The 25,289-nt window shown below is 67.2% G+C and carries 21 protein-coding genes; 11 read left to right on the top strand and 10 right to left on the bottom strand.

All coding sequences use genetic code 11. The features are described from left to right. Complete coding sequence (locus AC3WON_RS07740) at positions 1-1,293, top strand: MFS transporter (protein ID WP_492318728.1); 1,293 nt, start codon at positions 1-3, stop codon at positions 1,291-1,293. Positions 1,294-1,337: 44 nt separating this feature from the next. On the opposite strand, the gene AC3WON_RS07735 is transcribed toward AC3WON_RS07740, so the two are convergent. Continuing rightward, the gene (locus AC3WON_RS07735) at positions 1,338-3,686 is read right to left on the bottom strand and encodes a UvrD-helicase domain-containing protein (protein ID WP_492318729.1); all 2,349 of its coding nucleotides are present in this window, start codon (positions 3,684-3,686) and stop codon (positions 1,338-1,340) included. A gap of 220 nt (positions 3,687-3,906) precedes the next feature. Here AC3WON_RS07735 and AC3WON_RS07730 point away from each other — a divergent pair, with 220 nt between their 5' ends. Together AC3WON_RS07730 and galU are read left to right on the top strand one after the other, a co-directional pair. After that, positions 3,907-6,774 (top strand): valine--tRNA ligase, encoded by a 2,868-nt coding sequence (locus AC3WON_RS07730; RefSeq protein WP_492351549.1) that lies wholly within the window; start codon positions 3,907-3,909, stop codon positions 6,772-6,774. 129 nt (positions 6,775-6,903) lie between these two features. Next, positions 6,904-7,794, top strand: a complete 891-nt coding sequence (gene galU / locus AC3WON_RS07725) for a UTP--glucose-1-phosphate uridylyltransferase GalU (protein WP_011615814.1) — start codon at positions 6,904-6,906, stop codon at positions 7,792-7,794. A gap of 111 nt (positions 7,795-7,905) precedes the next feature. On the opposite strand, the gene AC3WON_RS07720 is transcribed toward galU, so the two are convergent. Next, positions 7,906-8,937, bottom strand: coding sequence for a GntR family transcriptional regulator (locus tag AC3WON_RS07720; RefSeq protein WP_492351548.1), 1,032 nt, complete (start codon positions 8,935-8,937; stop codon positions 7,906-7,908). Between the two features lie 248 nt (positions 8,938-9,185). Here AC3WON_RS07720 and AC3WON_RS07715 point away from each other — a divergent pair, with 248 nt between their 5' ends. From AC3WON_RS07715 to AC3WON_RS07695, 5 genes are all read left to right on the top strand, one after another. Next, complete coding sequence (locus AC3WON_RS07715; protein WP_010813663.1) at positions 9,186-9,869, top strand: amino acid ABC transporter permease; 684 nt, start codon at positions 9,186-9,188, stop codon at positions 9,867-9,869. 15 nt (positions 9,870-9,884) lie between these two features. After that, on the top strand, positions 9,885-10,535 hold the full coding sequence (locus AC3WON_RS07710; protein ID WP_492318733.1) for an amino acid ABC transporter permease: 651 nt from the start codon (positions 9,885-9,887) through the stop codon (positions 10,533-10,535). 49 nt (positions 10,536-10,584) lie between these two features. Further along, the gene (locus AC3WON_RS07705; RefSeq protein WP_492351547.1) at positions 10,585-11,313 is read left to right on the top strand and encodes an amino acid ABC transporter ATP-binding protein; all 729 of its coding nucleotides are present in this window, start codon (positions 10,585-10,587) and stop codon (positions 11,311-11,313) included. A gap of 61 nt (positions 11,314-11,374) precedes the next feature. Further along, positions 11,375-12,169 carry a transporter substrate-binding domain-containing protein gene (locus tag AC3WON_RS07700; protein WP_492351546.1) on the top strand — a complete coding sequence of 265 codons (795 nt, stop codon included), beginning with the start codon at positions 11,375-11,377 and terminating at the stop codon, positions 12,167-12,169. Positions 12,170-12,189: 20 nt separating this feature from the next. Next, entirely contained in the window at positions 12,190-13,758 is a 1,569-nt protein-coding gene (locus AC3WON_RS07695) for a UxaA family hydrolase (protein WP_492318736.1), read from the top strand. A 173-nt stretch (positions 13,759-13,931) separates the two neighbouring features. Here the strand turns inward: AC3WON_RS07695 and AC3WON_RS07690 are convergent, their stop codons facing one another. The 7 genes from AC3WON_RS07690 to AC3WON_RS07660 all read right to left on the bottom strand — a co-directional run bounded on the left by AC3WON_RS07690 (position 13,932) and on the right by AC3WON_RS07660 (position 19,014). After that, positions 13,932-14,276 (bottom strand): GNAT family N-acetyltransferase, encoded by a 345-nt coding sequence (locus tag AC3WON_RS07690; RefSeq protein WP_492351545.1) that lies wholly within the window; start codon positions 14,274-14,276, stop codon positions 13,932-13,934. Between the two features lie 355 nt (positions 14,277-14,631). Continuing rightward, positions 14,632-14,859 carry a sulfurtransferase TusA family protein gene (locus tag AC3WON_RS07685; RefSeq protein ID WP_010813669.1) on the bottom strand — a complete coding sequence of 76 codons (228 nt, stop codon included), beginning with the start codon at positions 14,857-14,859 and terminating at the stop codon, positions 14,632-14,634. Positions 14,860-14,909: 50 nt separating this feature from the next. Further along, positions 14,910-15,494: an NUDIX domain-containing protein gene (locus AC3WON_RS07680; protein WP_010813670.1), complete on the bottom strand. Its 585-nt coding sequence runs from the start codon at positions 15,492-15,494 to the stop codon at positions 14,910-14,912. A gap of 45 nt (positions 15,495-15,539) precedes the next feature. After that, entirely contained in the window at positions 15,540-16,571 is a 1,032-nt protein-coding gene (locus AC3WON_RS07675) for a threonine aldolase family protein (RefSeq protein ID WP_058696664.1), read from the bottom strand. Positions 16,572-16,599: 28 nt separating this feature from the next. Further along, positions 16,600-16,788 carry a 4-oxalocrotonate tautomerase gene (locus AC3WON_RS07670; protein WP_010813672.1) on the bottom strand — a complete coding sequence of 63 codons (189 nt, stop codon included), beginning with the start codon at positions 16,786-16,788 and terminating at the stop codon, positions 16,600-16,602. Positions 16,789-16,840: 52 nt separating this feature from the next. Further along, positions 16,841-17,617, bottom strand: a complete 777-nt coding sequence (locus AC3WON_RS07665) for a class II aldolase/adducin family protein (protein ID WP_492318739.1) — start codon at positions 17,615-17,617, stop codon at positions 16,841-16,843. A 143-nt stretch (positions 17,618-17,760) separates the two neighbouring features. Continuing rightward, positions 17,761-19,014: a YbfB/YjiJ family MFS transporter gene (locus AC3WON_RS07660; RefSeq protein ID WP_492351544.1), complete on the bottom strand. Its 1,254-nt coding sequence runs from the start codon at positions 19,012-19,014 to the stop codon at positions 17,761-17,763. Between the two features lie 128 nt (positions 19,015-19,142). Here AC3WON_RS07660 and AC3WON_RS07655 point away from each other — a divergent pair, with 128 nt between their 5' ends. The 3 genes from AC3WON_RS07655 (at position 19,143) to AC3WON_RS07645 (ending at position 22,408) form a co-directional block, all read left to right on the top strand. Further along, positions 19,143-20,036 (top strand): LysR family transcriptional regulator, encoded by an 894-nt coding sequence (locus AC3WON_RS07655; RefSeq protein WP_492351543.1) that lies wholly within the window; start codon positions 19,143-19,145, stop codon positions 20,034-20,036. Between the two features lie 102 nt (positions 20,037-20,138). After that, positions 20,139-21,638: an NfeD family protein gene (locus tag AC3WON_RS07650; RefSeq protein WP_492351542.1), complete on the top strand. Its 1,500-nt coding sequence runs from the start codon at positions 20,139-20,141 to the stop codon at positions 21,636-21,638. Between the two features lie 2 nt (positions 21,639-21,640). Then, a complete protein-coding gene (locus AC3WON_RS07645) occupies positions 21,641-22,408 on the top strand; it encodes a slipin family protein (RefSeq protein ID WP_492318742.1) in 768 nt (255 codons plus the stop codon). Positions 22,409-22,470: 62 nt separating this feature from the next. Here AC3WON_RS07645 and alaS read toward each other — a convergent pair whose 3' ends face one another. After that, positions 22,471-25,095, bottom strand: a complete 2,625-nt coding sequence (gene alaS / locus AC3WON_RS07640) for an alanine--tRNA ligase (RefSeq protein ID WP_492351541.1) — start codon at positions 25,093-25,095, stop codon at positions 22,471-22,473. Between the last annotated feature and the right edge of the window lie 194 nt (positions 25,096-25,289).

The following is a 25,289-nucleotide window of genomic DNA, read 5'->3' as shown; positions in this document are numbered from 1 at the left end:
ATGAAGCAACGTATCAAGACCCGGCACATGATCCTGGGCGTCATGTGCCTGATGTATTTCATCGCCTATATCGACCGCGTCAACATCTCGGTCGCCGCCCCCCTGATCCGCGAGGAAATGGGGCTGACCACATCGCAGCTGGGGCTGGTGTTCTCGGCCTTTGCCTACCCCTATGCCGCCATGCAGATCCTCGGCGGCTGGATGGCCGACAAGTTCGGGCCCAAGAAGGTGCTGATCGTGCTGTCGCTGATCTGGGGCGTGGCCACCGTGCTGACCGGCTTCGCGGGCAGCGTGCTGATGCTGGTGGTGCTGCGCTTCGTGCTGGGCATCGGCGAAGGCGGCGCGTTCCCGACCGCGACGCGCGCCTTCACCTACTGGATGCCGGTGGCGGAGCGCGGCTTCGCGCAGGGCATCACCCACAGCTTCGCGCGGCTGGGCGGCGCGATCACGCCGCCGGTCGTGCTGGTCATCGTGGCCGCCGCCGGCTGGCGCGAAGCCTTTATCGTGCTGGGCGCTGTCAGCCTCGGCTGGACCTTGCTGTACGCCTTCTTTTTCAAGGATTCGCCCGACAAGCACAGCCGCGTGACCGCGCAGGAGCTGCAGGAGATCGGCTACCGGCAGGGCGACAGCCGGCAGGCCGCCAAGGCGGCCACGCCGTGGCGGCGCCTGTTCCGGCGCATGTGGCTGGTGACCTTCGTCGACTTCTGCTACGGCTGGTCGCTGTGGGTCTACCTGACGTGGCTGCCTTCGTACCTGAAGGAGGCACGCGGCTTCGACCTGAAGCAGCTGGCGCTGTTCACCGCGCTGCCGCTGATGGCCGGCGTGGTCGGCGATACGCTCGGCGGCGTGCTGTCGGACCGGATCTACAAGCGCACCGGCAACCTGCGCCTGGCGCGCGGCGCGGTCCTGTTCGTGGGGCTGGCCGGCTCGCTGATGTTCATCGCGCCGATGACCTTCACGGCCGATGCCGTCAACGCGGTGATCCTGCTGTCGCTGTCGTTCTTCTTCCTGGAGCTGACCAACGCGGTGCTGTGGAGCCTGCCGCTGGACATCGCCGGCAAGTACGCCGGCACCGCGGGCGGCATGATGAACACCGGCTTCGGCGTGGCCGGCATGGTGTCGCCGGTGGTGTTCGGCTACCTGATCGAGCGCACCGGCAGCTATGACCTGCCGTTCATGATCTCGGGGGCGCTGCTCGGGGTTGGCGCGCTGGCGTCGCTGTTCATCAATCCGCTGCTGACGGTGGACAGCCCCGACGAAAAGGCTGGCGAGGTCCGCCACGCCCTGCCCTGAGCCTCCCGGGGGCGCGGCATGGCGCGCAGCGAAGCCGGACCCGTTCAGTCGATCGCGTCCAGCTTCGCCACCGACAGCGCCAGCCACTTGGCGCCGTTGCGCTTGAAGTTGATATTGGCGCGTGCGTCGGTGCCCTCGCCTTCCAGCGCGGTGATCACGCCTTCGCCAAACTTGTTGTGGAACACCGACTGCCCCACCCGGAAGCCGGTGCCGGCCTCGCGCTTGGCATCGGCATAGCCGTTGCCGTTGTCCATGCCGCCGGTGGGGCGCGTGCCGGTATAAGGCACGTCCTCGGGCTTGCGGAACCAGTCGCGGCCCCAGGCGCTGTCGCGCTCCTGGCGGCGCACGCCGCCGTAGCCCTGCGCCGGCGGCGTCAGCCACTTGAGCGAGGCCTCGGGCAGTTCCTCGAAGAAGCGTGAGCGCACGTGGTAGCGGGTCTGGCCGTGCAGCATGCGGCTTTGCGCGAACGACATGTAGAGCCGCTTGCGCGCGCGCGTGATCGCCACGTACATCAGGCGGCGCTCTTCCTCCACGCCGTCCGGGTCCATCATGCTGTTCTCGTGCGGGAACAGGCCCTCTTCCATCCCGGTGATGAAGACCACGTCGAACTCCAGCCCCTTGGCCGCATGCACGGTCATCATCTGCACCGCGTCCTGGCCGGCCTGGGCCTGGTTGTCGCCGGCTTCCAGCGAGGCATGGGTCAGGAACGCGACCAGCGGCGTCATCACCACCGGCAGCGCTTCCGGATCCAGCACCTGCTGGGCCTGGTCGCCGTCGGCCAGTGCCGGGGCGGCGGGGCTGCGGTCAACCGGGATCACCGCGGCCAGCGCCTCCAGGCCGTAGCCTTCCTCGACCACGAAGGCCTGCGCGGCGGTCACCAGTTCCTGCAAGTTCTCGATGCGGTCCTGGCCTTCCTTCTCGCCCTGGTAGTGGGTGATCAGGCCGCTGTGGTTGATCACGTACTCGACGGTCTCGGCCAGCGTCATGCGGCGCGTGTCCTCGCGCATCTTCTCTACCAGGCGCGCAAACGCTGCCAGCTTGCTGCCGGCCGCGCCGGGCACGTAGGCCACCGCCTCGGCCAGCGCGCAGTCATACTGGCGCGCCATGTCCTGCAGCACTTCCAGCGAGCGCGCGCCGATGCCGCGCGCCGGGAAGTTGACCACGCGGCCAAAGGCGGCATCGTTGCGCGGGTTCTCCAGCAGCTGCATATAGGCCAGCGCGTGCTTGATTTCGGCGCGCTCGAAGAAGCGCAGGCCGCCATAGACGCGGTACGCGATGCCGGCCGAGAACAGCGCATGCTCGATCACGCGCGACTGCGCGTTGCTGCGGTACAGGATGGCAATCTCGGCGCGGCTGGCGCCCTGCGCGATCTGGTCGCGGATCTCCTCGATGATCCAGGCGGCTTCCTGGCCGTCCGAGCCGCCCTGGAACACCCGCACCGGCTCGCCGTGGCCGGCGTCGGTGCGCAGGTTCTTGCCCAGGCGGCGCGCGTTGTGCGAGATCAGGTGGTTGGCCGAATCCAGGATATGCCCGTGCGAGCGGTAGTTCTGCTCCAGCTTGATCAGCCGGCGCACGCGGAACTCGTGCTCGAAGTCGCGCATATTGCCGACGTTGGCGCCGCGGAACGCATAGATGCTCTGGTCATCGTCGCCCACGGCAAAGACCGCGGCCGGGTTCTGCGTGCCGTAGCCGGCCAGCAGCTTGAGCCACTGGTACTGCAGCACGTTGGTGTCCTGGAACTCGTCGACCAGCACGTGGCGGAAGCGGTGCTGGTAGTGCTGGCGGATGGCGTCGTTGTAGCGCAGCAGCTCGTAGCAGCGCAGCAGCAGCTCGGCAAAGTCGACCACGCCTTCGCGCTGGCACTGCAGGTCGTAGGCGGCGTAGAGGTCGACAAAGCGCTTGTTGAAGTCGTCGTTGGCCTCGACGTCGGCCGGGCGCAGGCCCTGCTCCTTGGCGTTGTTGATGAAGTACTGCAGGTTCTTGGCCGGGTACTTCTCATCGTCGACGTTGAGCGACTTGAGCAGCCGCTTGAGCGCCGAGAGCTGGTCCTGGCTGTCCAGGATGGCAAAGGTCTGGGGCAGCCCGGCGTCGCGGAAATGCGCGCGCAGCATGCGGTTGCACAGGCCGTGGAAGGTGCCGATCCACATGCCGCGGGTGTTGATCGGCAGCATCGACGACAGGCGCGTCTGCATTTCCTTGGCGGCCTTGTTGGTAAAGGTCACCGCCAGGATGCCCGCCGGCGAGACCCGGCCGTTCTGGATCAGCCAGGCGATGCGCGTGGTCAGCACGCGGGTCTTGCCGCTGCCCGCGCCCGCCAGGATCAGCGCCGGTTCGTCAGGCAGGGTGACGGCGGCTAGTTGTTCGGCGTTCAGGTTGGCAAGCAGGTCGGACATCGGATGAGCCTTGTGGATTGACGGCGATTATACCGGCGGGCCCTGTCCTGCAAGTCACATCCGGCGGGGCCGGATGGCCGGGAAATAGGCACCAGCCTGCCACCCCCCGTATAATTTAACGTTTTACTGGCGCAATGCCGGCCGCCGACGGCCGCCGCCTCGCCAGGCGCAGGCCGAAGCACCCTGCGACGACCCCCGACGCCAATATCGACATCCCAGCATGACCGCCCAAGACCAGTCCCTCGCCAAAAGCTTCGAACCCACCGCCATCGAGGCGAAATGGGGCCCAGAGTGGGAGAAGCGCGGCATCGCCAAGCCGACCTTCGACCCTGCCCGCCCGGACTTTGCGATCCAGCTGCCGCCGCCCAATGTGACCGGCACGCTGCATATGGGCCACGCGTTCAACCAGACCATCATGGACGGCCTGGCGCGCCATGCGCGCATGAGCGGCGCCAATACGCTGTGGGTGCCGGGCACCGACCACGCCGGCATCGCCACCCAGATCGTGGTGGAGCGCCAGCTCGAGTCGCAGGGCGTGTCGCGCCATGACCTGGGCCGCGAGAAGTTCACCGAGAAGGTGTGGGCCTGGAAGGAAGAGTCGGGCTCGACCATCACCCGCCAGGTGCGGCGCATGGGCGCTTCGATCGACTGGAGCCGCGAGTACTTCACGATGTCGCCCGAGATGTCGAAGGCGGTCACCGAAGCTTTCGTGCGCCTGCACGAACAGGGCCTGATCTATCGCGGCAAGCGCCTGGTCAACTGGGACCCGGTGCTGGGCACCGCGGTGTCGGACCTGGAAGTCGACAGCGTCGAGGAAGAAGGCTCGCTGTGGCATATCCACTATCCGCTGGTCGAGGCTGACGCCAAGGGCGGCCTGACCCACCTGACCGTGGCCACCACCCGCCCCGAAACCATGCTGGGCGACGTGGCCGTGATGGTCCACCCGGAAGACGAGCGCTATGCGCACCTGATCGGCAAGTTCGTGCAGCTGCCGCTGACCGAGCGCCAGATCCCGGTGATTGCCGACGAGTACGTCGACCGCGAGTTCGGCACCGGCGTGGTCAAGGTGACCCCGGGCCATGACTTCAACGACTATGCGGTGGGCCAGCGCCACAACCTGCCGCAGCTGTCGATCCTGACGCTGGACGCGAAGATCGTTGCCGACGCCCCCGCCGCCTACGCCGGCCTGGACCGCTTCGACGCGCGCCGCGCCATCGTCGAGGACCTGGACAAGCGCGGCCTGCTGGCCGACATCAAGAAGCACAAGCTGATGACCCCGCGCAGCGAGCGCACCGGCAGCGCGATCGAACCGATGCTGACCGACCAGTGGTTCGTCGCCATGAGCAAGCCGGCGCCGGAAGGCACCTTCTACCCGGGCCGCTCGATCGCCGAGGTGGCGCTGGAAGCCGTGCAGAGCGGCGAGATCAAGCTGGTGCCGGAAAACTGGATCAGCACCTACAACCAGTGGCTGGGCAATATCCAGGACTGGTGCATCTCGCGCCAGCTGTGGTGGGGCCACCAGATCCCGGCGTGGTACGACGATGCCGGCAACTGCTTTGTCGGCCGCACCGAAGAAGAAGCGCTGGCCAAGGCAAAGGCCGCCGGCAGCACCGGCAGCCTGCGCCGCGAGGAAGACGTGCTCGACACCTGGTTCTCGTCGGCGCTGGTGCCCTTCTCCTCGCTGGGCTGGCCGGGAGAAACGCCCGAGATGCATCACTTCCTGCCGTCGTCGGTGCTGGTGACCGGCTACGACATCATCTTCTTCTGGGTGGCGCGCATGGTCATGATGACCAAGCACTTCATCGGCAAGGTGCCCTTCCATACCGTCTACGTGCACGGCCTGGTGCGCGATTCGGAAGGCAAGAAGATGAGCAAGTCCGAGGGCAACACGCTGGACCCGGTGGACCTGATCGACGGCATCGACCTCGACACGCTGCTGCAGAAGCGCACCACCGGCCTGCGCCGCCCCAAGGACGCGCCCAAGATCGAAAAGAAGACGAAAAAGGAATTCCCCGAGGGCATTCCCGCCTTCGGCGCCGACGCGCTGCGCTTCACCTTCGCGTCGCTGGCCACGCTGGGCCGCAACGTCAACTTCGATACCGGCCGCTGCGAGGGCTACCGCAACTTCTGCAACAAGCTGTGGAACGCGACCCGCTTCGTGCTGATGAACACCGAAGGCCATGACTGCGGCATGGGCCCGTGCAACAACGACTGCGGCCCGGACGGCTACCTGGATTTCTCGCAGGCCGACCGCTGGATCGTGTCGCTGCTGCAGCGCGTGGAAGCCGAGGTCGAGAAGGGCTTTGCCGAATACCGCTTCGACAATATCGCCAACGCCATCTACAAGTTCGTCTGGGACGAATACTGCGACTGGTACCTGGAACTGGCCAAGGTGCAGATCCAGAACGGCACCGAGGCCCAGCAGCGCGCCACGCGGCGCACGCTGCTGCGCGTGCTCGAGACCGTGCTGCGCCTGGCGCATCCGATCATCCCCTTCATCACCGAAGAGCTGTGGCAGAAGGTGGCCCCGCTGGCCGGCCGCGCCAAGGGTGACGGCTCCGAGACCATCGCGCTGCAGCCCTACCCGCTGCCGGCGGTCGCCAAGATCGACGAGCAAGCCGAGCAATGGGTTGCGCGCCTGAAGGAAGTGATCGATGCCTGCCGCAACCTGCGCGGCGAGATGAACATCTCGCCGGCCCAGCGCATCCCGCTCTATGCTGAGGGTGACAGCACCTTCCTGAAGGCGGCGAGCGCACATATCCAGGCACTTGCGAAACTTTCCGAGGTACGCGTCTTCGAAGATGAAGCTGCCCTGCAGGCTGAAGGCGCCGGCGCGCCGGTCGCCATTGCCGGGGGCAACCACCTGCTGCTGAAGATCGAGATCGATGTCGGCGCCGAGCGCGCGCGCCTGTCGAAGGAAGTCGAGCGCATCGGTGGCGAAATCGGCAAGTGCCGCGCCAAGCTCTCCAACGAGAGCTTTGTCGCCAAGGCACCGCCAGCCGTGGTGGCGCAAGAGACGCAGCGCCTGGCCGATTTCGAGCAGACGCTGGCCAAGCTGCAGGGCCAGCTGCAGCGGCTGCCGGCCTGACGGCACGGCGGCCGCATTCACGCCCCTGCCTGCCGGGGGTTCTGTCCGGCTTCGTCGGACAGAACCGGACAGACGGCGCCCGCAATGGCTGGCAGGGTTATGGACTGGAATCTGAGAGGTACACCTGATATGGAAAATCGCGTCACCAAGGCTGTGTTCCCGGTTGCGGGCCTGGGCACTCGCTTCCTGCCGGCCACCAAGGCCAGCCCCAAGGAAATGCTTCCGGTGGTGGACAAGCCGCTGATCCAGTACGCCGTGGAAGAAGCCATGGCCGCCGGCATTACCGAGATGATCTTTGTCACCGGCCGCTCCAAGCGCGCCATCGAGGACCATTTCGACAAGGCCTTCGAGCTGGAAGTGGAGCTTGAGGCCAAGAACAAGCAGGCGCTGCTGGACGTGGTGCGCTCGATCAAGCCCGCCAACGTGGAGTGCTTCTACGTGCGCCAGCCCGAAGCGCTGGGCTTGGGCCATGCGGTGCTGTGCGCGGCCAAGCTGGTCGGCGACACGCCGTTCGCGGTGATGCTGGCCGATGACCTGATCGACGGCAACCCGCCGGTGATGAAGCAGATGGTGGATACCTTCAACCACTACAATTGCTCGGTGCTGGGGGTCGAGGAGATCACGCCGGAGCAAAGCCGCTCCTATGGCGTGATCGACGGCCGCGAATGGGATGCGGACGTGATCAAGGTCTCGGGCATCATCGAGAAGCCGGCGCCGGAAGACGCGCCGTCCAACCTGGGCGTGGTCGGCCGCTATATCCTGACCCCGCGCATCTTCGAACACCTGCGCGACCTGAAGCCGGGCGCCGGCGGCGAGCTGCAGCTGACCGACGCGATCCAGTCGCTGCTGGGCCAGGAGCAGGTGCTGGCCTACCGCTACCAGGGCCGCCGCTATGACTGCGGCAGCAAGCTGGGCTACCTGAAGGCAACCGTTGAATTTGCCTTGAAGCACCCGGAAGTCGGGACTGAATTCAGCGCCTACCTGGAATCGCGCGAGCACCTGACCGGCATCGGCAGCTGATCGCGCCCTGCCCTGCGGACAGGAAAGGAAGTTCCTGGACGTCTGCAGCCGTGAGAGGCCGCAACCATTCCGGCAAATGCCGGGAGGCTTGCGGCCTCTCCTTATTTGCGCTCAGGCGATGTAGGACACCGTCGGCAGCGCGAACGTTTCGCGCACCAGCCCGGCCCGCTGCGTGACCTTCGCGCACGACAGCTCCAGGTGTTCCCGCAACAGCTCAGCGGCCTTGCGCGGCGCGCCTGCGGCGGCGGCCTGCAGCACGGCCATGTGCTCGGAGAGGAAGGGATCTTCCTGCGGCATCGGCGCCGACGCTCCCAGTACATGCTTGCTCAGGGTCAGGATGCAGCGCGTGCGCTGCAGGCTGCCCAGCAGCTCCTTGTTCGGGCACAGCGACAGCAGGCGCACGTGCAGGTCATGCTCCAGCTTGTCCATGGCGGTGCGCGACACCTTCGGGTAGACACGCTGCACCTTGTGCAGGTCTTCCATCATGGCAGCCAGCTCGGCCGCGTCCGCATTGACGATGGCGCCGCGCAGCGCGGCCGGCTCCACCAGTGAGCGCAGCTCGTAGAGATCGTGGATGCGCTGCGCATCCAGCGGGATGATGACCCAGCGCTGGCGCTCGTCCTTCTCCAGGATGCCCAGGCTTTCCAGGCGCAGCAGCACATCGCGCACCACGGTGCGCCCCACGTTGAAATAGCGCGCCAGTTCGACTTCGTTGACACGGTAGCGCCCGAACACCGACAGGTGGACCAGGTTGCGCTCCACCTCGTCGTAGATGACCTCCCAGCCCAGCGTCTTGCGTGCCACGTCCGGCGCGCTGTCCACGCCCAGCATGGCCGCGTCCAGCGGCACGCGCCTGGGCTCGGTGCCGGCCGGGCCGGCGACATAGCCGCGCCCGTCGAAGCGGCTGACCAGGCCTTCGGCCTCCAGCTCGCGCAAGGCCTGCCGCACCGGCGAGCGGGTGGCGCGCAGGATCTCCGCGACCGGCCCTTCCAGCAGCACGGTGCCCTGCTCCAGCGTCCCGTCCAGCATCGCCTTGCGCAGCACCTGGTGGATCAACGCGTAGATCGGCGCATGGCGGCTGGCTTCCTCCGCTTCCAGGCTGGCAGCAAGGGGGGCGACGCGATTTTGGTCTCGTGTCGTCATCGATGGGCTCGGCACTTTGTCTCCAGAACGTGGCGGTCGGTCAGTGTAGCCATGGCGGCACGCCAGGGCATCTCATCGCATTCCATCATACACGGGTATCCACTGATATTGACCATTGCCGGCAATGGTCATATATTTCGTCCCACCACGGCGCGTGTCGCACGCCGCAAGCACGACAACGAAGCCACAACAAGAGACAGGGCGCGCGCCGGCCGCGGCGGCGCCACGAGAAGGAGAAACCCGCGCCGATGGACTACCAGTTTGATTTCAGTTTCCTGTCCACGGGGTGGCGGGACTTGCTCGACGGCGTGTGGCTGACCTTGCGCATGTCGGTCGCCACCATCGTGTTCGGCTTCGTGCTGGGCACGGCGCTGGCCGTGGTGCGCACGCAAGGCCCCGCGTGGGCGCGCCGCTGCGTCACGGTGTATGTGGACGTGATCCGCAATACGCCGCTGGTGATCCAGGCCTTCTGGCTCTTCTTCGGGCTGGCGGCGGTGCAGGTGCGGGTGCCGGCCATGGCGGCGGCGGTGGTGGCGCTGGTCGTGAACGTGTCGGCCTATACCACCGAAATCGTGCGCGCCGGCATCGAGTCGGTGCCGCGCGGCCAGCTCGAGGCCGCTTCCTGCCTGGGGCTGTCGCGCTGGCAGATGCTGCGCCTGGTGGTGTTGCCGCAAGCGGTGGAGCGCATGTATCCGGCGCTGATCAGCCAGTTCGTGCTGATGATGCTGGCCACTTCGATCATGTCGCAGATCTCGGCCGAGGAACTCACCGCGGTGGGCTACCGCATCCAGTCGGAGACCTTCCGCGGCTTCGAGATCTACCTGGTGATCGCGCTCGTCTACCTGCTGCTGTCCTGGCTGCTGCGCCTGTCGATGGCAGGCATCGGCGCCCTGGCCTTTACGCGCCGCCGGCGCCTGCAAACCCCTCTCTGAACCGGAGCGCGCCTCATGCACGGAATCTCTTTCGATCAAGTGTTGTTCATCCTGCGCGGCGCCGGCTGGACCTTGCTGCTGGCAGGCATGGGCTTTGCCGGCGGCGCGCTGGTGGGCGTACCGCTGGCGCTGGCGCGCAGCCGCGGCGGGCGCGCGCTGCGCATGCTCACGGGCGCCTACGTCCAGCTGGTACAGGGCGTGCCGCTGCCGGTGATCATGTTCGTGGTGTATTTCGGCATCAGCGTGGGCGGCTTCGAGCTGCCGGCGCTGGTCGCCGCGGGGATCGCGATGACGGCGTATTCCAGCGCCTACCTCGGCGAGATCTGGAAGGGCTGCATCCAGGCCGTGCCGCGCACGCAGTGGGAGGCCGCCGAATGCCTGGCGCTCACGCCGCTGCAGCGGGCGGTGTACGTGATCCTGCCGCAGGCCGCCCGCATTGCCATTGCGCCCACGGTGAGCTTCCTGGTGCAGATCGTGAAGAACTCGTCGTACGCGGTGGTGATCGGCTTCTTCGACCTGACCTATTCGGCGCGCGTGGTCAACAACTCCACCTTCAAGCCCTTCCTGGTGTTCACCATCGCCGCGGCGCTGTATTTCGCCATCTGCTATCCGCTCTCAATGCTCTCGTACCGCCTGGAGCGCCGCTTCAACAAGGCACGCGCCTGAGCCTGACAGCGCCAAAACCCGACAACAAAGGAACGTCATGGAGACAAGCGTGGACGAAGTGGTCCGCTTCGACAAGGTAAGCAAGTCCTTCGGACAAGTGGAAATCCTCAAGGGCGTGAGCTTCTCGGTGCGCCGCGGCGAGGTGGTGGCCCTGATCGGCCGCAGCGGCTCGGGCAAGAGCACGGCCCTGCGCTGCATCGACGGACTGGAGCGCGTGAGCGGCGGGGCCCTGCATGTGTGCGGCCATGCCATGCACGAGGACGCTGTTGACCTGGGCGCGCTGCGCAAGGAAGTCGGCATCGTGTTCCAGAGCTACAACCTGTTCCCGCACCTGACCGTGGCCGAGAACATCACGCTGGCACCGCGCAAGGTCAAGGGCATGGGGCGCAAGGAAGCGGGCGAACTGGCCCGCCACGTGCTGCGGCAAGTCGGCATGGAAGAGCGCGCCGACTACTACCCGGAACAGCTCTCCGGCGGCCAGCAGCAGCGCGTCGCCATCGCGCGCTCGCTGGCCATGCAGCCGCGCCTGATGCTGTTCGACGAAGTCACTTCCGCGCTCGATCCCGAGCTTACCGGCGAGGTGCTGCGGGTCATTGAAAAACTGGCCGAAGACGGCATGACCATGGTGCTGGTCACGCACGAGATGTCGTTCGCGCGCTCGGTGGCAGACCAGATCATGTTCATGCACCAGGGCATCGTCTGGGAATGCGGCAGCGGCAGGCTGCTTGACGAACCTGCCACGCCGGAACTGCGCCAGTTCGTCAGCAACGGCCTGTAAGCGCGGCGGCGCCCGCGCAGCAAGAACCCGATTCGATATCCAACAATACGGAGGCAACCTCATGAACTATCGCCGCTATCTCTTTGCCCCACTCGCCGCCCTGCTGCTGGCCGGCACCTCCGCCGCCTCGGCCGACACGCTCGACACCATCAAGCAGCGCAAGAAGATCCTGGTGGCGGTCGATATCAGCGCGCCGCCCTACGGCATGCTGGATGCGCAAGCCAGGCAGAGCGGCTCCGACATCGAGACCGCGCGCCTGCTCGCCAAGGACCTGGGCGTCGAACTTGAGATCGTTCCGGTCACGGGCCCCAACCGCGTGCCCTTCCTCCTCACCCGCAAGGCGGACGTGGTGCTGGCCTCCTTTTCCGTGACGGACGCGCGCAAGAAGGTCATCGATTTCTCCGAGCCGTATGGCGTGATCCCCGTGGTGGTGGGCGGCCCGACCAAGGCCCAGGTCAAGTCCTTCGCCGACCTGTCGGGCAAGACCGTCGCGGTCACGCGCGGCACCACCAGCGACCAGGAACTGAGCCGGGGCGCCAAGGCCGTGGCCGCGGTGAATATCGTGCGCTACGAGGATGACGCGACCACCAATACCGCGGTCTCCACCGGCCAGCAGGACTACCTGGCCGCGGCCATCAGCGTGATCCCGGAGGTCAGGCGCAGCAATCCGTCGCGCGACCTGGAGATCAAGTTCGTAATGCAGACCTTTCCCTATGCGATCGGCCTGCGCAAGGGCGATACGGCCCTCAAGGACTGGCTGGACGGCTGGGTCAGGACCAACCTGAAGAACGGCAGGATCAATGACATCTACAAGCGCCATTTCGGCCTGTCGCTGCCGGCCGAGATGCTGAAATAAGGAACGAGGGAGCCCATCGCATGAACGCACCTGCCAACCCCGGCAAGGCAGCACAGCCGCACGCCGCCTTGCGCGTGATCCGGCTGCACCCGGAAGACGACGTCGTCATTGCCCGCGACCAGCTCGTGGCAGGCACCACGCTCGACGCAGAAGACGTGACTGTGCTCGGCCTGGTCCCGCCCGGCCACAAGGTGGCAACGCGCGCCATCGGCGCCGGCGAGGCGGTGCGCCGCTACGGGCAGATCATCGGCTTCGCCAGCCAGGACATCCGTCCCGGCCAGCACGTGCACACCCACAACCTGGCCATGGGCGACTTCACGCGCGACTATGCCTATGGCGCCGATGCGCGCGCGCCGGAGCCGGTGGCAGCGCCGGCCACCTTCGCGGGCATCGTGCGGGCCGATGGCCGCGTGGCCACGCGCAACTACATCGGCATCCTGACCTCGGTGAACTGCTCGGCCACGGTGGCGCGCGCCATTGCCGACCACTTCCGCCGCGACATCCATCCCGAGGCGCTGGCCGCCTATCCCAACGTCGACGGCGTGGTGGCGCTCACGCACGGCGTCGGTTGCGCGGTGGACCCGCAGGGGGAAGGGCTGGCGCTGCTGCAGCGCACGCTGGGCGGCTATGCCTGCCATCCCAACTTCGCCAGCGTGCTGGTGATCGGGCTGGGCTGCGAGACCAACCAGATTTCGGCGCTGCTTGCCACCCAGGGGCTGGCCCACGACGACCGCCTGCAGACCTTCACCATCCAGGACAGCGGCGGCACCACCAGGACCATCGCACGCGGCATCGCCATGATCCAGGAGATGCTGCCCGCCGCGAATGCCGTGCAGCGCCAGCCGGTGCCTGCCAGCCACCTGGTGGTGGGCCTGCAGTGCGGCGGCTCCGACGGCTACTCGGGCATCTCGGCGAACCCGGTGCTGGGCGCGGCGGTAGACCTGCTCGTGCGCCACGGCGGCACCGCCATCCTCTCCGAAACGCCCGAAATCTACGGCGCCGAGCACCTGCTCACGCGCCGCGCACAGACACCGGAAATCGGCCGCAAGCTGGTGGCGCGCATCCGCTGGTGGGAGGACTATTGCGCGCGCCACGGTGCCAGCATGGACAACAACCCGTCGGCAGGCAACAAGGCGGGCGGGCTGACCACCGTGCTGGAAAAATCCCTGGGCGGCATCGCCAAGGGCGGCTCGGCCAACCTGGCCGAGGTCTATGAGTACGCGCAGCCGGTGCGCGCGCGCGGCCTGGTGTTCATGGACACGCCGGGCTACGACCCCATCTCCGCGACCGGCCAGGTCGCGGGGGGCGCCAACCTGATCTGCTTCACCACGGGGCGCGGCTCGGCCTACGGCTGTGCGCCCTCGCCCTCGGTCAAGCTGGCGACCAATACCGCGCTGTGGCAACGCCAGTCAGACGACATGGACCTGAACTGCGGCGCCGTGCTGGACGGCAGCGCCACCATTGGCGGGCTCGGTGAGGAACTGTTCCGGCTGATGCTGGATACGGCCTCCGGCAAGCGTTCACGCAGCGAGCTGCACGGCTACGGTCAGAACGAGTTCGTACCCTGGCAGCTGAGCGCGATCACCTGAGGCCCGCCGGCACGCAGCCGGCGACGGGGGGGGGGGACGCACTGCATGTGCCCCCGCGCTCCGTCTTGCCCCGCCTCAGTCCAGGCGGCGGCACATGCAGTGCGTCCAGGCGCCGAAGCGGCGTTGAAATTCCCTGGACAATTCCAGCTCGGTCGGCAACTCGTCCACGGATGTCAGCGAGAAGCCATAGCGCGCAAAAAAGCCGGATGCTCCGTCGTCAGCAGGACGGCCTTGGTGCAACCATTAGCGCGGGCGCGCATCAACAGGGCGGCAACCAGATGGGTGGCAATTCTTCGGTCCCGAAAATCGGGAAGCACGCCAACGGTCCTGACGACAAAGGTCTGGTCGAATATTTCCCCGCAGGCACAACCAGCTACGATTTCCCCGAATTCAGCGACATGGCACAGACATGCGGCCGGCTTCACATTCTCAACTGACAACCCACATTGCTGCAGCACTTCCGAAATAGCTTGAATATCGGCAATTCCAGCGGCTCGGATACGGACGTCCCTTGGCATCGCCTCTCCTGAATCACTTGATCAGCTTCGGCCCCCACAGTGACCATCACGGCACCAGGCAAGGGCGCAGTAGTAATTTAGCGCATACATAAAAGACAGCCCAATCCGGGTAAACACACGTGCCGCGGCGCCGGCATTATGGGGACGATAATGCAGCCCCAAACCGGCAGAAAACGCAATGGGATAATCCTCGCGAGAGGTCCCGCCTGGAATAATGCACAACTTGCGATTTGCGCCAATCTCGCATTGCCGCGCGCCTGGAAAATCGTGGTGATATTCATCGATGCAGAATCCCCAAAGAAAAAAGCCGCGTAAGCAGAATTACGCGGCTTTTTTCTTTGGGAGCGGGAGCGCTTCAGCGGCGGCGCATGTAGAACACAAACACCTTGTCCACTTCCGAGTGCGACAGCAGCTCATTGCCGGTCTGCTTGGCAAAGGCCTGGAAATCGCGCGTGGCGCCGGGATCGGTGGCCAGCACCTTGAGCACATCGCCGCTGGCCATGTCGGCCAGGGCCTTCTTGGTGCGCAGGATCGGCAGCGGGCAGTTCAGGCCGCGCGCATCCACTTCTTTCTGGAACTCCATTCGTCTCTTCCTTCGATTCTGGGGGCTGGGCGGCTGGCCGGAGGCCAGCCTCACCAACGGTATTGTAGCGAACCCCCGACCAGGCTGAAGTCGTGCGGGCGGCGCGGGTCCGGAATGTCGGCGCCGGTCTGGCGGTCGAAGAAGCGCACCGGATAGCCGCGCGCGGCCAGCCAGTCGGCCACCGCGAAGCCGGTGCCGGCCGACCAGACACGCACATCCTCCGGCGCCACCAGCTTGTAGTCGGCCAGTTCCTCGGACAGCGCCACGGTGCCGGTCGCCTTGACGTGGTAGGCGATGATCAGCTCGTTCTTGCGCATGAACTCGTAGACGCCGATCAGCGACACCGACTCGGTATCGAGGTTGGTCTCTTCCTTCAGTTCGCGCGCCACGCCCAGCTCGGGCGGCTCGTCGCGCTCCAGGAAGCCCGTCACCAGCGCGAACATGGTCTCCGGCCAGGCGGCATTGCGCGCCAGCAGCAGCTTGTCCTGGTACTCCACCACCGCCGCCAGCACCGGCAGCGGGTTGTTCCAGTGCACGAAGCCGCATTCCTGCTGCACGCAGGCGTGGCGTTCGCGCCCGGACAGCGGCAGCACCTCAAGCGGCGCGCCGCACTGCGGGCAGAATCGGTATTGCATTTGGGGGCTCCTGAAGGGTCTCGTCGTTATAGGTATGGGTGCCGGTCAGGCGCCGCAAGCCGCCCGCATGTCGGCGGCCAGCGCCTCGACCGTCTGCGGTTGCAGGTCCCATGAACACATGAAACGGCAGCCGCCGGCGCCGATAAAGGTATAGAAGCGCCAGCCCCTGGCGCGCAGCGCCTCGATCGCGGGCAGCGGCAGCTCGGCGAACACGGCGTTGGACTGCGTCGGGAACATGATGCGAACGCCCGGAATATCGCTGATGCGCTGCTGCAGCAGTTGCGCCATCGCATTGGCATGGCGCGCGTTGGCGAGCCATACGTCGTTCTCGAGCAAACCCAGCCACGGCGCGGAGATAAAGCGCATCTTCGACGCCAGCTGCCCGGCCTGCTTGACGCGGTAGGCAAAGTCCTCGGCCAGGCGGCGGTCGAAGAACACCACCGCCTCGCCCACCGGCAGGCCGTTCTTGGTGCCGCCGAAGCACAGCACGTCGACGCCGGCGCGCCAGGTGATCTCGGACGGATGCACGCCCAGCGACGCCACCGCGTTGGCAAAGCGCGCGCCGTCCATGTGCACGCGCAGCTGGCGGCGCTTGGCGATGGCAGCGATCGCGCGCACCTCTTCCACGCTGTAGACGGTGCCGACTTCGGTCGACTGCGTCAGCGACACCACCTTGGGCTTGGGGTAATGGATATCGGAGCGGCGCGTCACCAGCGCCTCGACCGCGTCGGGCGTGAGCTTGCCGTCGGCGCCGGGCGCGGTCAGCAGCTTGGAGCCGTTGGAGAAGAACTCCGGGCCGCCGCATTCGTCGGTCTCGATATGCGCCAGCTCGTGGCAGATCACCGAGTGGTACGACTGGCACAGCGCCGACAGCGCCAGCGAGTTGGCCGCCGTGCCGTTGAACACGAAGAACACTTCGCAGTCGGTCTGGAACAGGTCGCGGATACGGTCGCAGACCTTCTGCGTCCAGGTATCGTCGCCGTAGGCCTGCTCATGGCCGCTGGCGTTGGCTTCCAGGAAATACTTGAGCGATTCCGGGCAGAAGCCGGCGTAGTTGTCAGAGGCGAAGTGCTGCATGGTGGTCAGTGTGGGGCTGAATGGAGCCTTACTTCTTGTCGGCCCACAGCTCGCCGCCGGTGGCCCAGTTCTCGCGCTTGATGTCGGTGATGATGATGTCGACGGCCGAGGCCGAGCAGCCCAGGGTCTCGCAGCTGACGCGGGTCACTTCTTCGACAAACTTGCGCTTCTGCTCGATGGTGCGGCCTTCAAACATTTCGACGTGGAAAGTCGGCATGCAATGCTCCTTTGATGTATGTGGTTGAGTCGCGGCGGGAAATCGATCCCGCTCAGTCCCGGTATGAAGGATCGATTCTATCCAGTTTGCGCAGCAGCGCGGGCCACTCCATCACGCCTTCGACGGCGCCATTGTCGTAGAGCTGCTCCGAGGTCTTGTCCGCCACGGCCGCGCCGGGCTGCACCAGCGCACCGCCCGCCTGGGCGGCAATCTGGATCTCGCAGGCCTTGATCAGCGTCGCCATCAGCACATAGGCCTCGGCCACGGTGCGGCCCACCGTCAGCGTGCCGTGGTTGCGCAACAGCATGGCCGGATGCGCACCCAGCGATGCGGTCAGCCGCGCGCCCTCGGCCGGGGTGAAGGCCAGGCCTTCGTAGTCGTGGTAGGCCATGCGGCCGTGGAAGCGCATCGCATGCTGCGACAGCGGCAGCAGCCCCTCGGCCTGCGCCGATACGGCAATGCCGGCGGTGTTATGCAGGTGCATCACGCACATCGCGTCGGCGCGCGCCGCATGCACCGCGGCGTGCAGCGCAAAGCCGGTCACATTGACCGGATGCACGGTCGCGCCGACGACCTCGCCGCGGCCGTTGATCTTGACCAGGTCGCTGGCGCGGATCTCGTCGAAGGCAAAGCCGAAGGGGTTGATCAGGAAGTGATCGGGCTCGCCCGGCACCGTGGCGGAGATATGGGTGTAGATCAGGTCGTCCCAGCCCTCGCGCGCGGCCAGGCGGTAGGCGGCGGCCAGGTCGACGCGCACGCGCTGTTCTTCGGCGGAAACGGGCTGGATGGGGGCACCCGCGGCGCGCGCGGGCTGCAAGGCAAAAGACATGGGGTCGCTCCTGCGCCGCCCGGTCTCGCGTGCCGGGTACAGCCCCGGCCTTCTGTGCCGCGCCACGGGCTGCACGCCAGGCGCGGCAGCCGCTCGCGTGGCGCGCCAGGCGGCAAAGGCAATACTTTAGCGCACCTTGCCGATCAGCTCCGGGCAGCCGCGAGCGGCCAGGCGCGGCACATCCAGGCGAACACCAGCGCGCCGAGCAGCAGCGCCGCCGCCGCGCACGCAAGCGAGCCGGCAAAGCCGCCGGTGCGCGCGACCAGCGCGGTCGCCAGCGGCGGCCCGGCGATCTGGCCCAGGCCGTAGGATGCCGTCATCAGGCCCATCAGCCGCGCCGCTTGCGGTCCCCACAGGCGCCGCGCCTCGCGCATCGCAAACGCCACCAGCGCGGTGAACGGCAGCCCCGCCAGCAGGCTGCTGAGGGCAAAGCCGGCCACGGTCGGGAACACCACCGCGATCGCCACGCCCAGCGCCTGCATGCCGTACAGCAGCGTCAGCAGCTTGCGGTTGTCGTGCGCCATGCCGACCCGCGTGACCAGGAACGCGCCCACCGTCACGCCCGCGCCGAAGATCGGCCAGAACAGGTCGGCCCAGACCGTGCCGGGCAGCGCCTCGCGCGCAATCACCGGCAGGAAGGTCGCGGTGATGATGTAGCCGAAGCCGGCCAGGCCGTAGGCAAAGGTCAGCGCCCAGGTCTGGGCATCGAGCCGCGCGGCGCCGGTGTCGGCTGCCGCCGGGGATGCTGTCGCCGTCATCGGCACGGCAGGCTGCGCGACGAAGATCCGCCAGACCGCCGCCGCCAGCGCCACCGCCAGCGCCGTGAACGCGAGCCAGCCATAGTCCGCATGCCAGCCCGCGCCGACCATGCCGGATGCACCCAGCCCGGTGACCACGATGCCCAGCCCCGGCCCGCAGAAGATCAGCCCGGCGAGTTCCGGCTTGCCCAGTTCCGCCAGCCGCTGCAGGCACCAGCCCGCGGTGTAGACCATCACCACCGCGCTGGCCACGCCCGCGGCGGCGCGCCACAGCGACCATGCCGGCATGCCGCCCGGCAGGGCCATGCCCAGCGTCAGCAGCACGGTTGCGGCCAGGCCCCAGCGCACCATGCGCACCGCGTCGGGCCGGATGAACATGCACACTGCGGCGCCGGCGAAGTAGCCGATGTAGTTGACCGTGGCCAGCCAGCCGCCCTGATCCAGCGTGACGGTGCCGTCATGTAGCATCATCGGCAGCAGCGGCGTAAAGGCAAAGCGGCCGATGCCCATCACCACCGCCAGCGACACCAGGCCGGCCATGGCCACCGCCACCGCGCCGGTTTCGCGCCGTGCCGACGCCCGGGTGGCCACGCGCGCAGCGGCGGGGTGTTCAGGGTCGAGGCTGTGGGGGTTCGGCATGGCTGGGGCTGGCGGAGCAGCGGTTGCATTGCGATGCCTGTATGCTACGCTGGCTTCAGCATCCCCAAAAATGAATTATCAAGATGACATGCATCTTGATAAGAGATGGATAGCCTCAGGAGTTCCGCATGGACCTTGCCGCCCTCGAGATCTTCCGCGCCGTCGTCGAAGCCGGCGGCATCACCCGTGCGGCCGAGCGGCTGCACCGTGTTCAGTCCAATGTCACCACGCGCATCCGCCAGCTGGAGCAGTCGCTCGGGGTCGACCTGTTCGTGCGCGACGGCCGGCGCATGGTGCTGACGCCTTCCGGTCAGACCCTGTTCGACTATGCCTGCCGCATCCTCAGCATGACCGAAGAGGCACGCCAGGCGGTACTGCCGGCGCGGCCGCACGGCCGGCTGCGCATTGCCTCGATGGAGAGCACCGCCGCCAGCCGCCTGCCCAATGTGCTGGCGGCGTACCACCAGGCCTGGCCCTCGGTGCAGCTGGAGCTGGTGACGCTGGCCACGCGCCAGGCGCTGGATGCGCTGGCGCGCTTCGAAGTCGAATGCGCCTTTGTCGCCGAGCCGCTGACCGACCCGGCACTGAGCGCCGTCCCGGTGTTCGAGGAAGAGCTGGTGGTGATCACGCGCGCGCGCCATCGCCCGGTGCGCACCGCGGCCGACCTGGAGGTGCCGACGCTGCTGGCATTCGAGCCCGGCTGCAACTACCGCGCCCGGCTCGAGAACTGGTATGTGATCGGCGATGCGCCGACGCCGCGCGTGCTGCAACTGAGCTCGTACCATGCCATCGTCGCCTGCGTCGCGGCCGGCATCGGTGCAGCGATCGTGCCGCGCTCGGTGCTGGGGCTGTACCGCGACCTGCCCGCCATCCGCCAGCACAGCCTGGGCGCGGCCGGCCGCGTGCGCACGCTGCTGGCCTGGCATCCGTCCATGGCCAGCGCGGCCTTGCATGCGCTGATCGACACGCTCACCGCCCACTCACCCGGCCCCTCGGCCAGGCCTGACCTGGCGGCGGCCTGAGCGCCCGGCGCGCGGGCCCGAGGCAGCCCGCGTGCAAGATGTGCCCGGTGGCCTACACTTGAAGTGGCGCCATCACGGCACCTTGCGTGCCCCGCCCCTCTCATGAAACCTGCCACCGCGCTGCTGCGGGCCCTTCGGCCAATGTCCGGCCGGCTGCTGGCCGGCCTGGCGCTGGCGTGCGGCGCCGTTGCCCTCGCCGGCCCAGGTGCCCGTGCAGCGCCGCCCTCCGGCGCCTCGGCGCCCGCCGCCACCGTCACGACCACGGCAACCGCGCCGGTCTACGTGATTCCGCTCAAGGGTGCGGTCAGCCCCGCCAGCGCCAGCTTTATCCTGCGCAGCATGGAACGCGCGCGCGAGGGCGGCGCCCAGCTGGTGGTGCTGGAAATGGACACCCCGGGCGGGCTGGACGCGTCGATGCGCGAGATCATCCAGGCCATCCTGGCCTCGCCGATACCGGTGGCCAGCTACGTCTATCCCGGCGGCGCGCGCGCGGCCAGTGCCGGCACCTACATCCTCTACGCCAGCCATATCGCGGCGATGGCGCCGGGCACCAACCTGGGCGCGGCCACCCCGGTGCAGGTCGGCATCGGCGGGCCGCAGAAGCCAGAGGCCCTGCCCGGCGCCAAGCCCGCCTCCGCCCCCGCCAGCGAGCCAGCGCGGGCCGACGCGATGGAACGCAAGCAAATGCACGATGCCTCGGCCTATATCCGCGGCCTGGCCCAACTGCGCGGACGCAATGCCGAGTGGGCCGAACGCGCGGTGCGCGAGTCGGTCAGCCTGTCGGCCGACGAGGCGCTGGCCCAGCGCGTGGTCGACCTGGTCGCCCCCGACCTGCCCGCGCTGTTGCGCCAGGTTGAAGGCCGCACGATCACCGCTGCCGGCGGCAAGGCCGGCGTGCTGCACACCGCCAATGCGCCGGTGGTGACGCTGGAACCCGACTGGCGCAACCGCTTCCTGGCCGTGATCACCGAGCCCAGCGTGGCGCTGCTGCTGCTGATGATCGGCATCTACGGCCTGATCTTCGAATTCTCCACGCCGGGCATGGTGGTGCCCGGCATTGCCGGCGCGATCTGCCTGCTGGTGGCGCTGTTCGCGCTGCACATGCTGCCCGTGAACTACGCCGGGCTGGCGCTGGTGGCGCTGGGCATCGGCTGCATGGTGGCGGAGCTGTTCCTGCCGACCTTCGGCGCGCTGGGCGTGGGCGGCATCATCGCCTTCGCCTTTGGCGCGGTGATGCTGATCGACACCGACGTGCCGGGCTTCGGCGTGCCGCTGCCGATGGTGGCGGCGATGTCGGCGCTGTCAGCGATTTTCGTGTTCGGCATGTCGGCGATGCTGGTGCGCTCGCGCAAGCGCCCGGTGGTCAGCGGTGCCGACACCCTGGTCGGCGCCCGCGGCGAAATGCTGGACGACCTGCGCGAGGAAGGCTGGGCCACGGTGCGCGGCGAGACCTGGCGCGTGCACAGCGCCAGCTCCTTGCCGCGCGGCACGCCGGTGGTCGTCACCGCGCGCAAGGGCCTGGTGCTTGAGGTGATCGCCGCCGGCAACGCCCCGCTTGTCCCGACCACTCCACCCCAACCGACGCCAGACAAGGGAGCCTGACCATGGCCTACGGATTCAGCTTCGGCGGTTTGATCTTCCTGCTGGCACTGCTGGTGATCACCTCGTTCCGCGTGCTGCGCGAATACGAACGCGGCGTGGTGTTCATGCTCGGACGCTTCTGGCGGGTCAAGGGCCCGGGCCTGGTGCTGCTGATCCCCGCCGTGCAGCAGATGGTCAGGGTAGACCTGCGCACGGTGGTGATGGACGTGCCGCCGCAGGACGTGATTTCGCGCGACAACGTCTCGGTGAAGGTCAATGCGGTGGTGTACTTCCGCGTGGTCGATCCGGAACGCGCCATCATCCAGGTGGCGAACTTCCTGGAAGCCACCAGCCAGCTGGCGCAGACCACGCTGCGCTCGGTGCTGGGCAAGCACGAGCTGGACGAGATGCTGGCCGAGCGCGAGAAGCTCAACCTCGACATCCAGCAGGCGCTGGACGCCCAGACCGACGGCTGGGGCATCAAGGTGTCGAACGTCGAGATCAAGCATGTCGACCTGAACGAAACCATGATCCGCGCGATTGCGCGGCAGGCCGAGGCCGAACGCGAGCGGCGCGCCAAGGTGATCCATGCCGAGGGCGAACTGCAGGCTTCGGTGAAGCTGCTGGAAGCGGCCCAGATGCTGGCGCGCGAGCCGCAGGCCATGCAACTGCGCTACCTGCAGACGCTGACACAGATTGCAGGGGACAAGAGTTCCACCATCGTCTTCCCGCTGCCGATCGACATTTTCAACCGGCTCGCCGGCAAGCCGCCCGGCGACGAGCGCCCATAGAAAATGGCGCCGAAGCGCCATTAGCAGTTGCCGGGCCTGAGGGGGTTGCCCCCCTCAGCCGCTCACACCTTGCCCGCCACCCACTCGCTGACACCAGCCAGCGCCTGTGGCAGCTTGGCCGGCTCGGTGCCGCCAGCCTGGGCCATGTCGGGACGGCCACCACCCTTGCCGCCCACCTGCTGCGCGACAAAGTTGACCAGCTCGCCGGCCTTGACCTTGCCCGTGGCATCGGCGGTGACACCAGCGATCAGGCTGACCTTGCCGTCGGACACCGCACCCAGCACGATGGCCGCGCTCTTCAGCTTGTCCTTGAGCTTGTCCATGGTCTCGCGCAGGGTCTTGACGTCGGCGCCGTCCAGTTGCGCGGCCAGCACCTTCAGGCCCTTGATGTCGACCGCCTGCGCGGCCAGCTCGTCGCCCTGCGAGGCGGCCAGCTTGCTCTTCAGGCGTTCCAGCTCCTTCTCCAGCGCGCGCACCTGGTCCTGCACCTGGCCGATGCGCGGCACCAGCTCCGACGGCTGGGCCTTCAGCACGGCAGCGGCTTCGTTCAGCCTGGCGTCCAGGCCCTGAAGGTAGTGCAGCGCGTTGTCGCCGGTAATGGCTTCCACGCGGCGGATGCCGGCGGCAACGCCGCCTTCCACCACGATCTTGAACAGGCCGATATCGCCGGTGCGGTGCACGTGGGTGCCGCCGCACAGTTCCTTCGAGGTGCCGATCGACAGCACGCGCACGTCGTCGGCGTACTTCTCGCCGAACAGTGCCATCGCGCCGCTCTTGACGGCGTCGTCGAACGGCATGATTTCGGCATGCGTGTCGTCGTTGCGCAGGATCTCGGCGTTGACGATCTCTTCCACGCGGCGGATCTGCTCGTCGGTCAGCGCCGCGTTGTGCGAGAAGTCGAAGCGGGTCTTGTCCGCATCCACCAGCGAGCCCTTCTGCTGCACGTGGCTGCCCAGCACTTCACGCAGGGCCTTGTGCATCAGGTGGGTGGCCGAGTGGTTGCGCACGGTGCGCGCACGGCGCTGCGCGTCGACCTGGGCCGACACGGCATCGCCCACCTTCAGCGCGCCGCCTTCCAGCGTGCCCTGGTGGCCGAACACGTCGGCCTGGATCTTGGTGGTGTCAGCCACGGCGAAGACGGCATCGCCTGCCTTCAGCACGCCCTGGTCGCCGGCCTGGCCGCCGGATTCGGCGTAGAACGGGGTGTTGTCGAGCACCACCACGCCAGTCTGGCCCGGCTGCATGGTGTCGACCGCGGCACCGTCCACGTACAAGGCGGTAACCTTGGCCTGCGGCAGTTCCAGCTTCTCGTAGCCGTGGAACACGGTCTTGTCGCCGGTGTACTCCAGGCCGGCGGCCATCTTGAACTTGCCCGCGGCGCGGGCCTGCTCGCGCTGGCGGTTCATGGCCGCGTCGAAGGCGGCCTCGTCCACGCCGATTTCCTGCTCGCGGCACACGTCCTGCGTCAGGTCCAGCGGGAAGCCGAAAGTGTCGTGCAGCTTGAACGCCAGTTCGCCGTCCAGCGTCTTGCCGCCCTTGAGCTTCAGGTCGGCCAGCGCGGCGTCAAGGATCGACATGCCGTTCTCGATGGTCTCGAAGAAGCGCTCTTCCTCGGCCTTCAGCACTTCGGTCACGCGCGACTGGGCTTCGGCCAGTTCGGGATAAGCCTGGCCCATCTGCTCGACCAGATCGGCCACCATCTTGTGGAAGAACGGGGTCTTCTGGCCCAGCTTGTAGCCGTGGCGGATGGCGCGGCGGATGATCCGGCGCAGCACGTAGCCGCGGCCTTCGTTGCCGGGGATCACGCCGTCGACGATCAGAAACGAGCACGCGCGGATATGGTCGGCGATGACCTTCAGCGAGTTCTGGTTCAGGTTGTCGATATGGGTTTCACGCGCGGCGGCCTTGATCAGCGCCTGGAACAGGTCGATCTCATAGTTGCTGTGCACGTGCTGCAGCACCGCGGCAATGCGCTCCAGGCCCATGCCGGTGTCCACGCACGGCTTGGGCAGCGGCGTCATATTGCCCTGCTCGTCGCGGTTGAACTGCATGAACACCAGGTTCCACACCTCGATGTAGCGGTCGCCGTCTTCCTCGGGCGATCCCGGGGGGCCGCCCCAAACGTCCGGGCCGTGGTCGTAGAAGATCTCCGAGCACGGGCCGCACGGGCCGGTGTCGGCCATCTGCCAGAAGTTGTCCGACGCATAGCGCGCGCCCTTGTTGTCGCCGATGCGCACGATGCGCTCGGCCGGCACGCCCACTTCCTTGGCCCAGATGTCGTAGGCCTCGTCATCTTCCGCGTAGACCGTCACCCACAGCTTCTCGGCCGGCAGCTGGTAGGTCTTGGTCAGCAGTTCCCACGCGTACAGGATGGCATCGCGCTTGAAGTAGTCGCCAAACGAGAAGTTGCCCAGCATCTCGAAGAACGTATGGTGGCGCGCGGTGTAGCCCACGTTCTCGAGGTCATTGTGCTTGCCGCCGGCGCGCACCGAGCGCTGCGCCGAGGTGGCGCGGGTGTACGGGCGCTTGTCGGTGCCCAGGAACACGTCCTTGAACTGCACCATGCCGGAGTTGGTGAACAGCAGCGTCGGGTCGTTCGCCGGCACCAGGCTGGACGAGCGGACCACGGTATGGCCCTTCGATTCGAAGAACTGCAGGAACTTGCTGCGAATGTCTGAGACTTTCATGGGATGGCGGACGCTTGCCCTGGCGTGGCCGGGCGCGACGAATCAGTATTGGATTTGCAAACCGTTGATTATACGGGCAAGGCAGCTTGCCGGGCACGTCAGGCATGGCGCCGGGGAGCCGGCCGGCTATCGCCCAAATCCCATCGCCACAAGCGCCTTATAAGGCACTCGAAGCCGCACCGGCGATTTGCTGG

The sequence above is a fragment of the Cupriavidus sp. FW305-46 genome, from assembly GCF_058787075.1.
The sequence above is the reverse complement of the archived record's forward strand: the minus strand, read 5'-3'. Positions and strand labels throughout refer to the sequence as shown.

Bases quoted from the DNA above. Each gene is read 5' to 3' on its own strand.
- AC3WON_RS07685 (WP_010813669.1), bottom strand. From the start codon at position 14,859: ATGGAGTTCCAGAAAGAAGTGGATGCGCGCGGCCTGAACTGCCCGCTG.
- AC3WON_RS07660 (WP_492351544.1), bottom strand. From the start codon at position 19,014: ATGCCGAACCCCCACAGCCTCGACCCTGAACACCCCGCCGCTGCGCGC.
- AC3WON_RS07720 (WP_492351548.1), bottom strand. From the start codon at position 8,937: ATGACGACACGAGACCAAAATCGCGTCGCCCCCCTTGCTGCCAGCCTG.
- AC3WON_RS07675 (WP_058696664.1), bottom strand. From the start codon at position 16,571: ATGCAGCACTTCGCCTCTGACAACTACGCCGGCTTCTGCCCGGAATCG.
- AC3WON_RS07665 (WP_492318739.1), bottom strand. From the start codon at position 17,617: ATGTCTTTTGCCTTGCAGCCCGCGCGCGCCGCGGGTGCCCCCATCCAG.
- AC3WON_RS07735 (WP_492318729.1), bottom strand. From the start codon at position 3,686: ATGTCCGACCTGCTTGCCAACCTGAACGCCGAACAACTAGCCGCCGTC.
- alaS (WP_492351541.1), bottom strand. From the start codon at position 25,095: ATGAAAGTCTCAGACATTCGCAGCAAGTTCCTGCAGTTCTTCGAATCG.
- AC3WON_RS07730 (WP_492351549.1), top strand. From the start codon at position 3,907: ATGACCGCCCAAGACCAGTCCCTCGCCAAAAGCTTCGAACCCACCGCC.
- AC3WON_RS07645 (WP_492318742.1), top strand. From the start codon at position 21,641: ATGGCCTACGGATTCAGCTTCGGCGGTTTGATCTTCCTGCTGGCACTG.
- AC3WON_RS07700 (WP_492351546.1), top strand. From the start codon at position 11,375: ATGAACTATCGCCGCTATCTCTTTGCCCCACTCGCCGCCCTGCTGCTG.
- AC3WON_RS07710 (WP_492318733.1), top strand. From the start codon at position 9,885: ATGCACGGAATCTCTTTCGATCAAGTGTTGTTCATCCTGCGCGGCGCC.
- AC3WON_RS07740 (WP_492318728.1), top strand. From the start codon at position 1: ATGAAGCAACGTATCAAGACCCGGCACATGATCCTGGGCGTCATGTGC.
- AC3WON_RS07670 (WP_010813672.1), bottom strand. From the start codon at position 16,788: ATGCCGACTTTCCACGTCGAAATGTTTGAAGGCCGCACCATCGAGCAG.
- AC3WON_RS07690 (WP_492351545.1), bottom strand. From the start codon at position 14,276: ATGCCAAGGGACGTCCGTATCCGAGCCGCTGGAATTGCCGATATTCAA.
- AC3WON_RS07715 (WP_010813663.1), top strand. From the start codon at position 9,186: ATGGACTACCAGTTTGATTTCAGTTTCCTGTCCACGGGGTGGCGGGAC.
- AC3WON_RS07655 (WP_492351543.1), top strand. From the start codon at position 19,143: ATGGACCTTGCCGCCCTCGAGATCTTCCGCGCCGTCGTCGAAGCCGGC.
- galU (WP_011615814.1), top strand. From the start codon at position 6,904: ATGGAAAATCGCGTCACCAAGGCTGTGTTCCCGGTTGCGGGCCTGGGC.
- AC3WON_RS07650 (WP_492351542.1), top strand. From the start codon at position 20,139: ATGAAACCTGCCACCGCGCTGCTGCGGGCCCTTCGGCCAATGTCCGGC.
- AC3WON_RS07695 (WP_492318736.1), top strand. From the start codon at position 12,190: ATGAACGCACCTGCCAACCCCGGCAAGGCAGCACAGCCGCACGCCGCC.
- AC3WON_RS07680 (WP_010813670.1), bottom strand. From the start codon at position 15,494: ATGCAATACCGATTCTGCCCGCAGTGCGGCGCGCCGCTTGAGGTGCTG.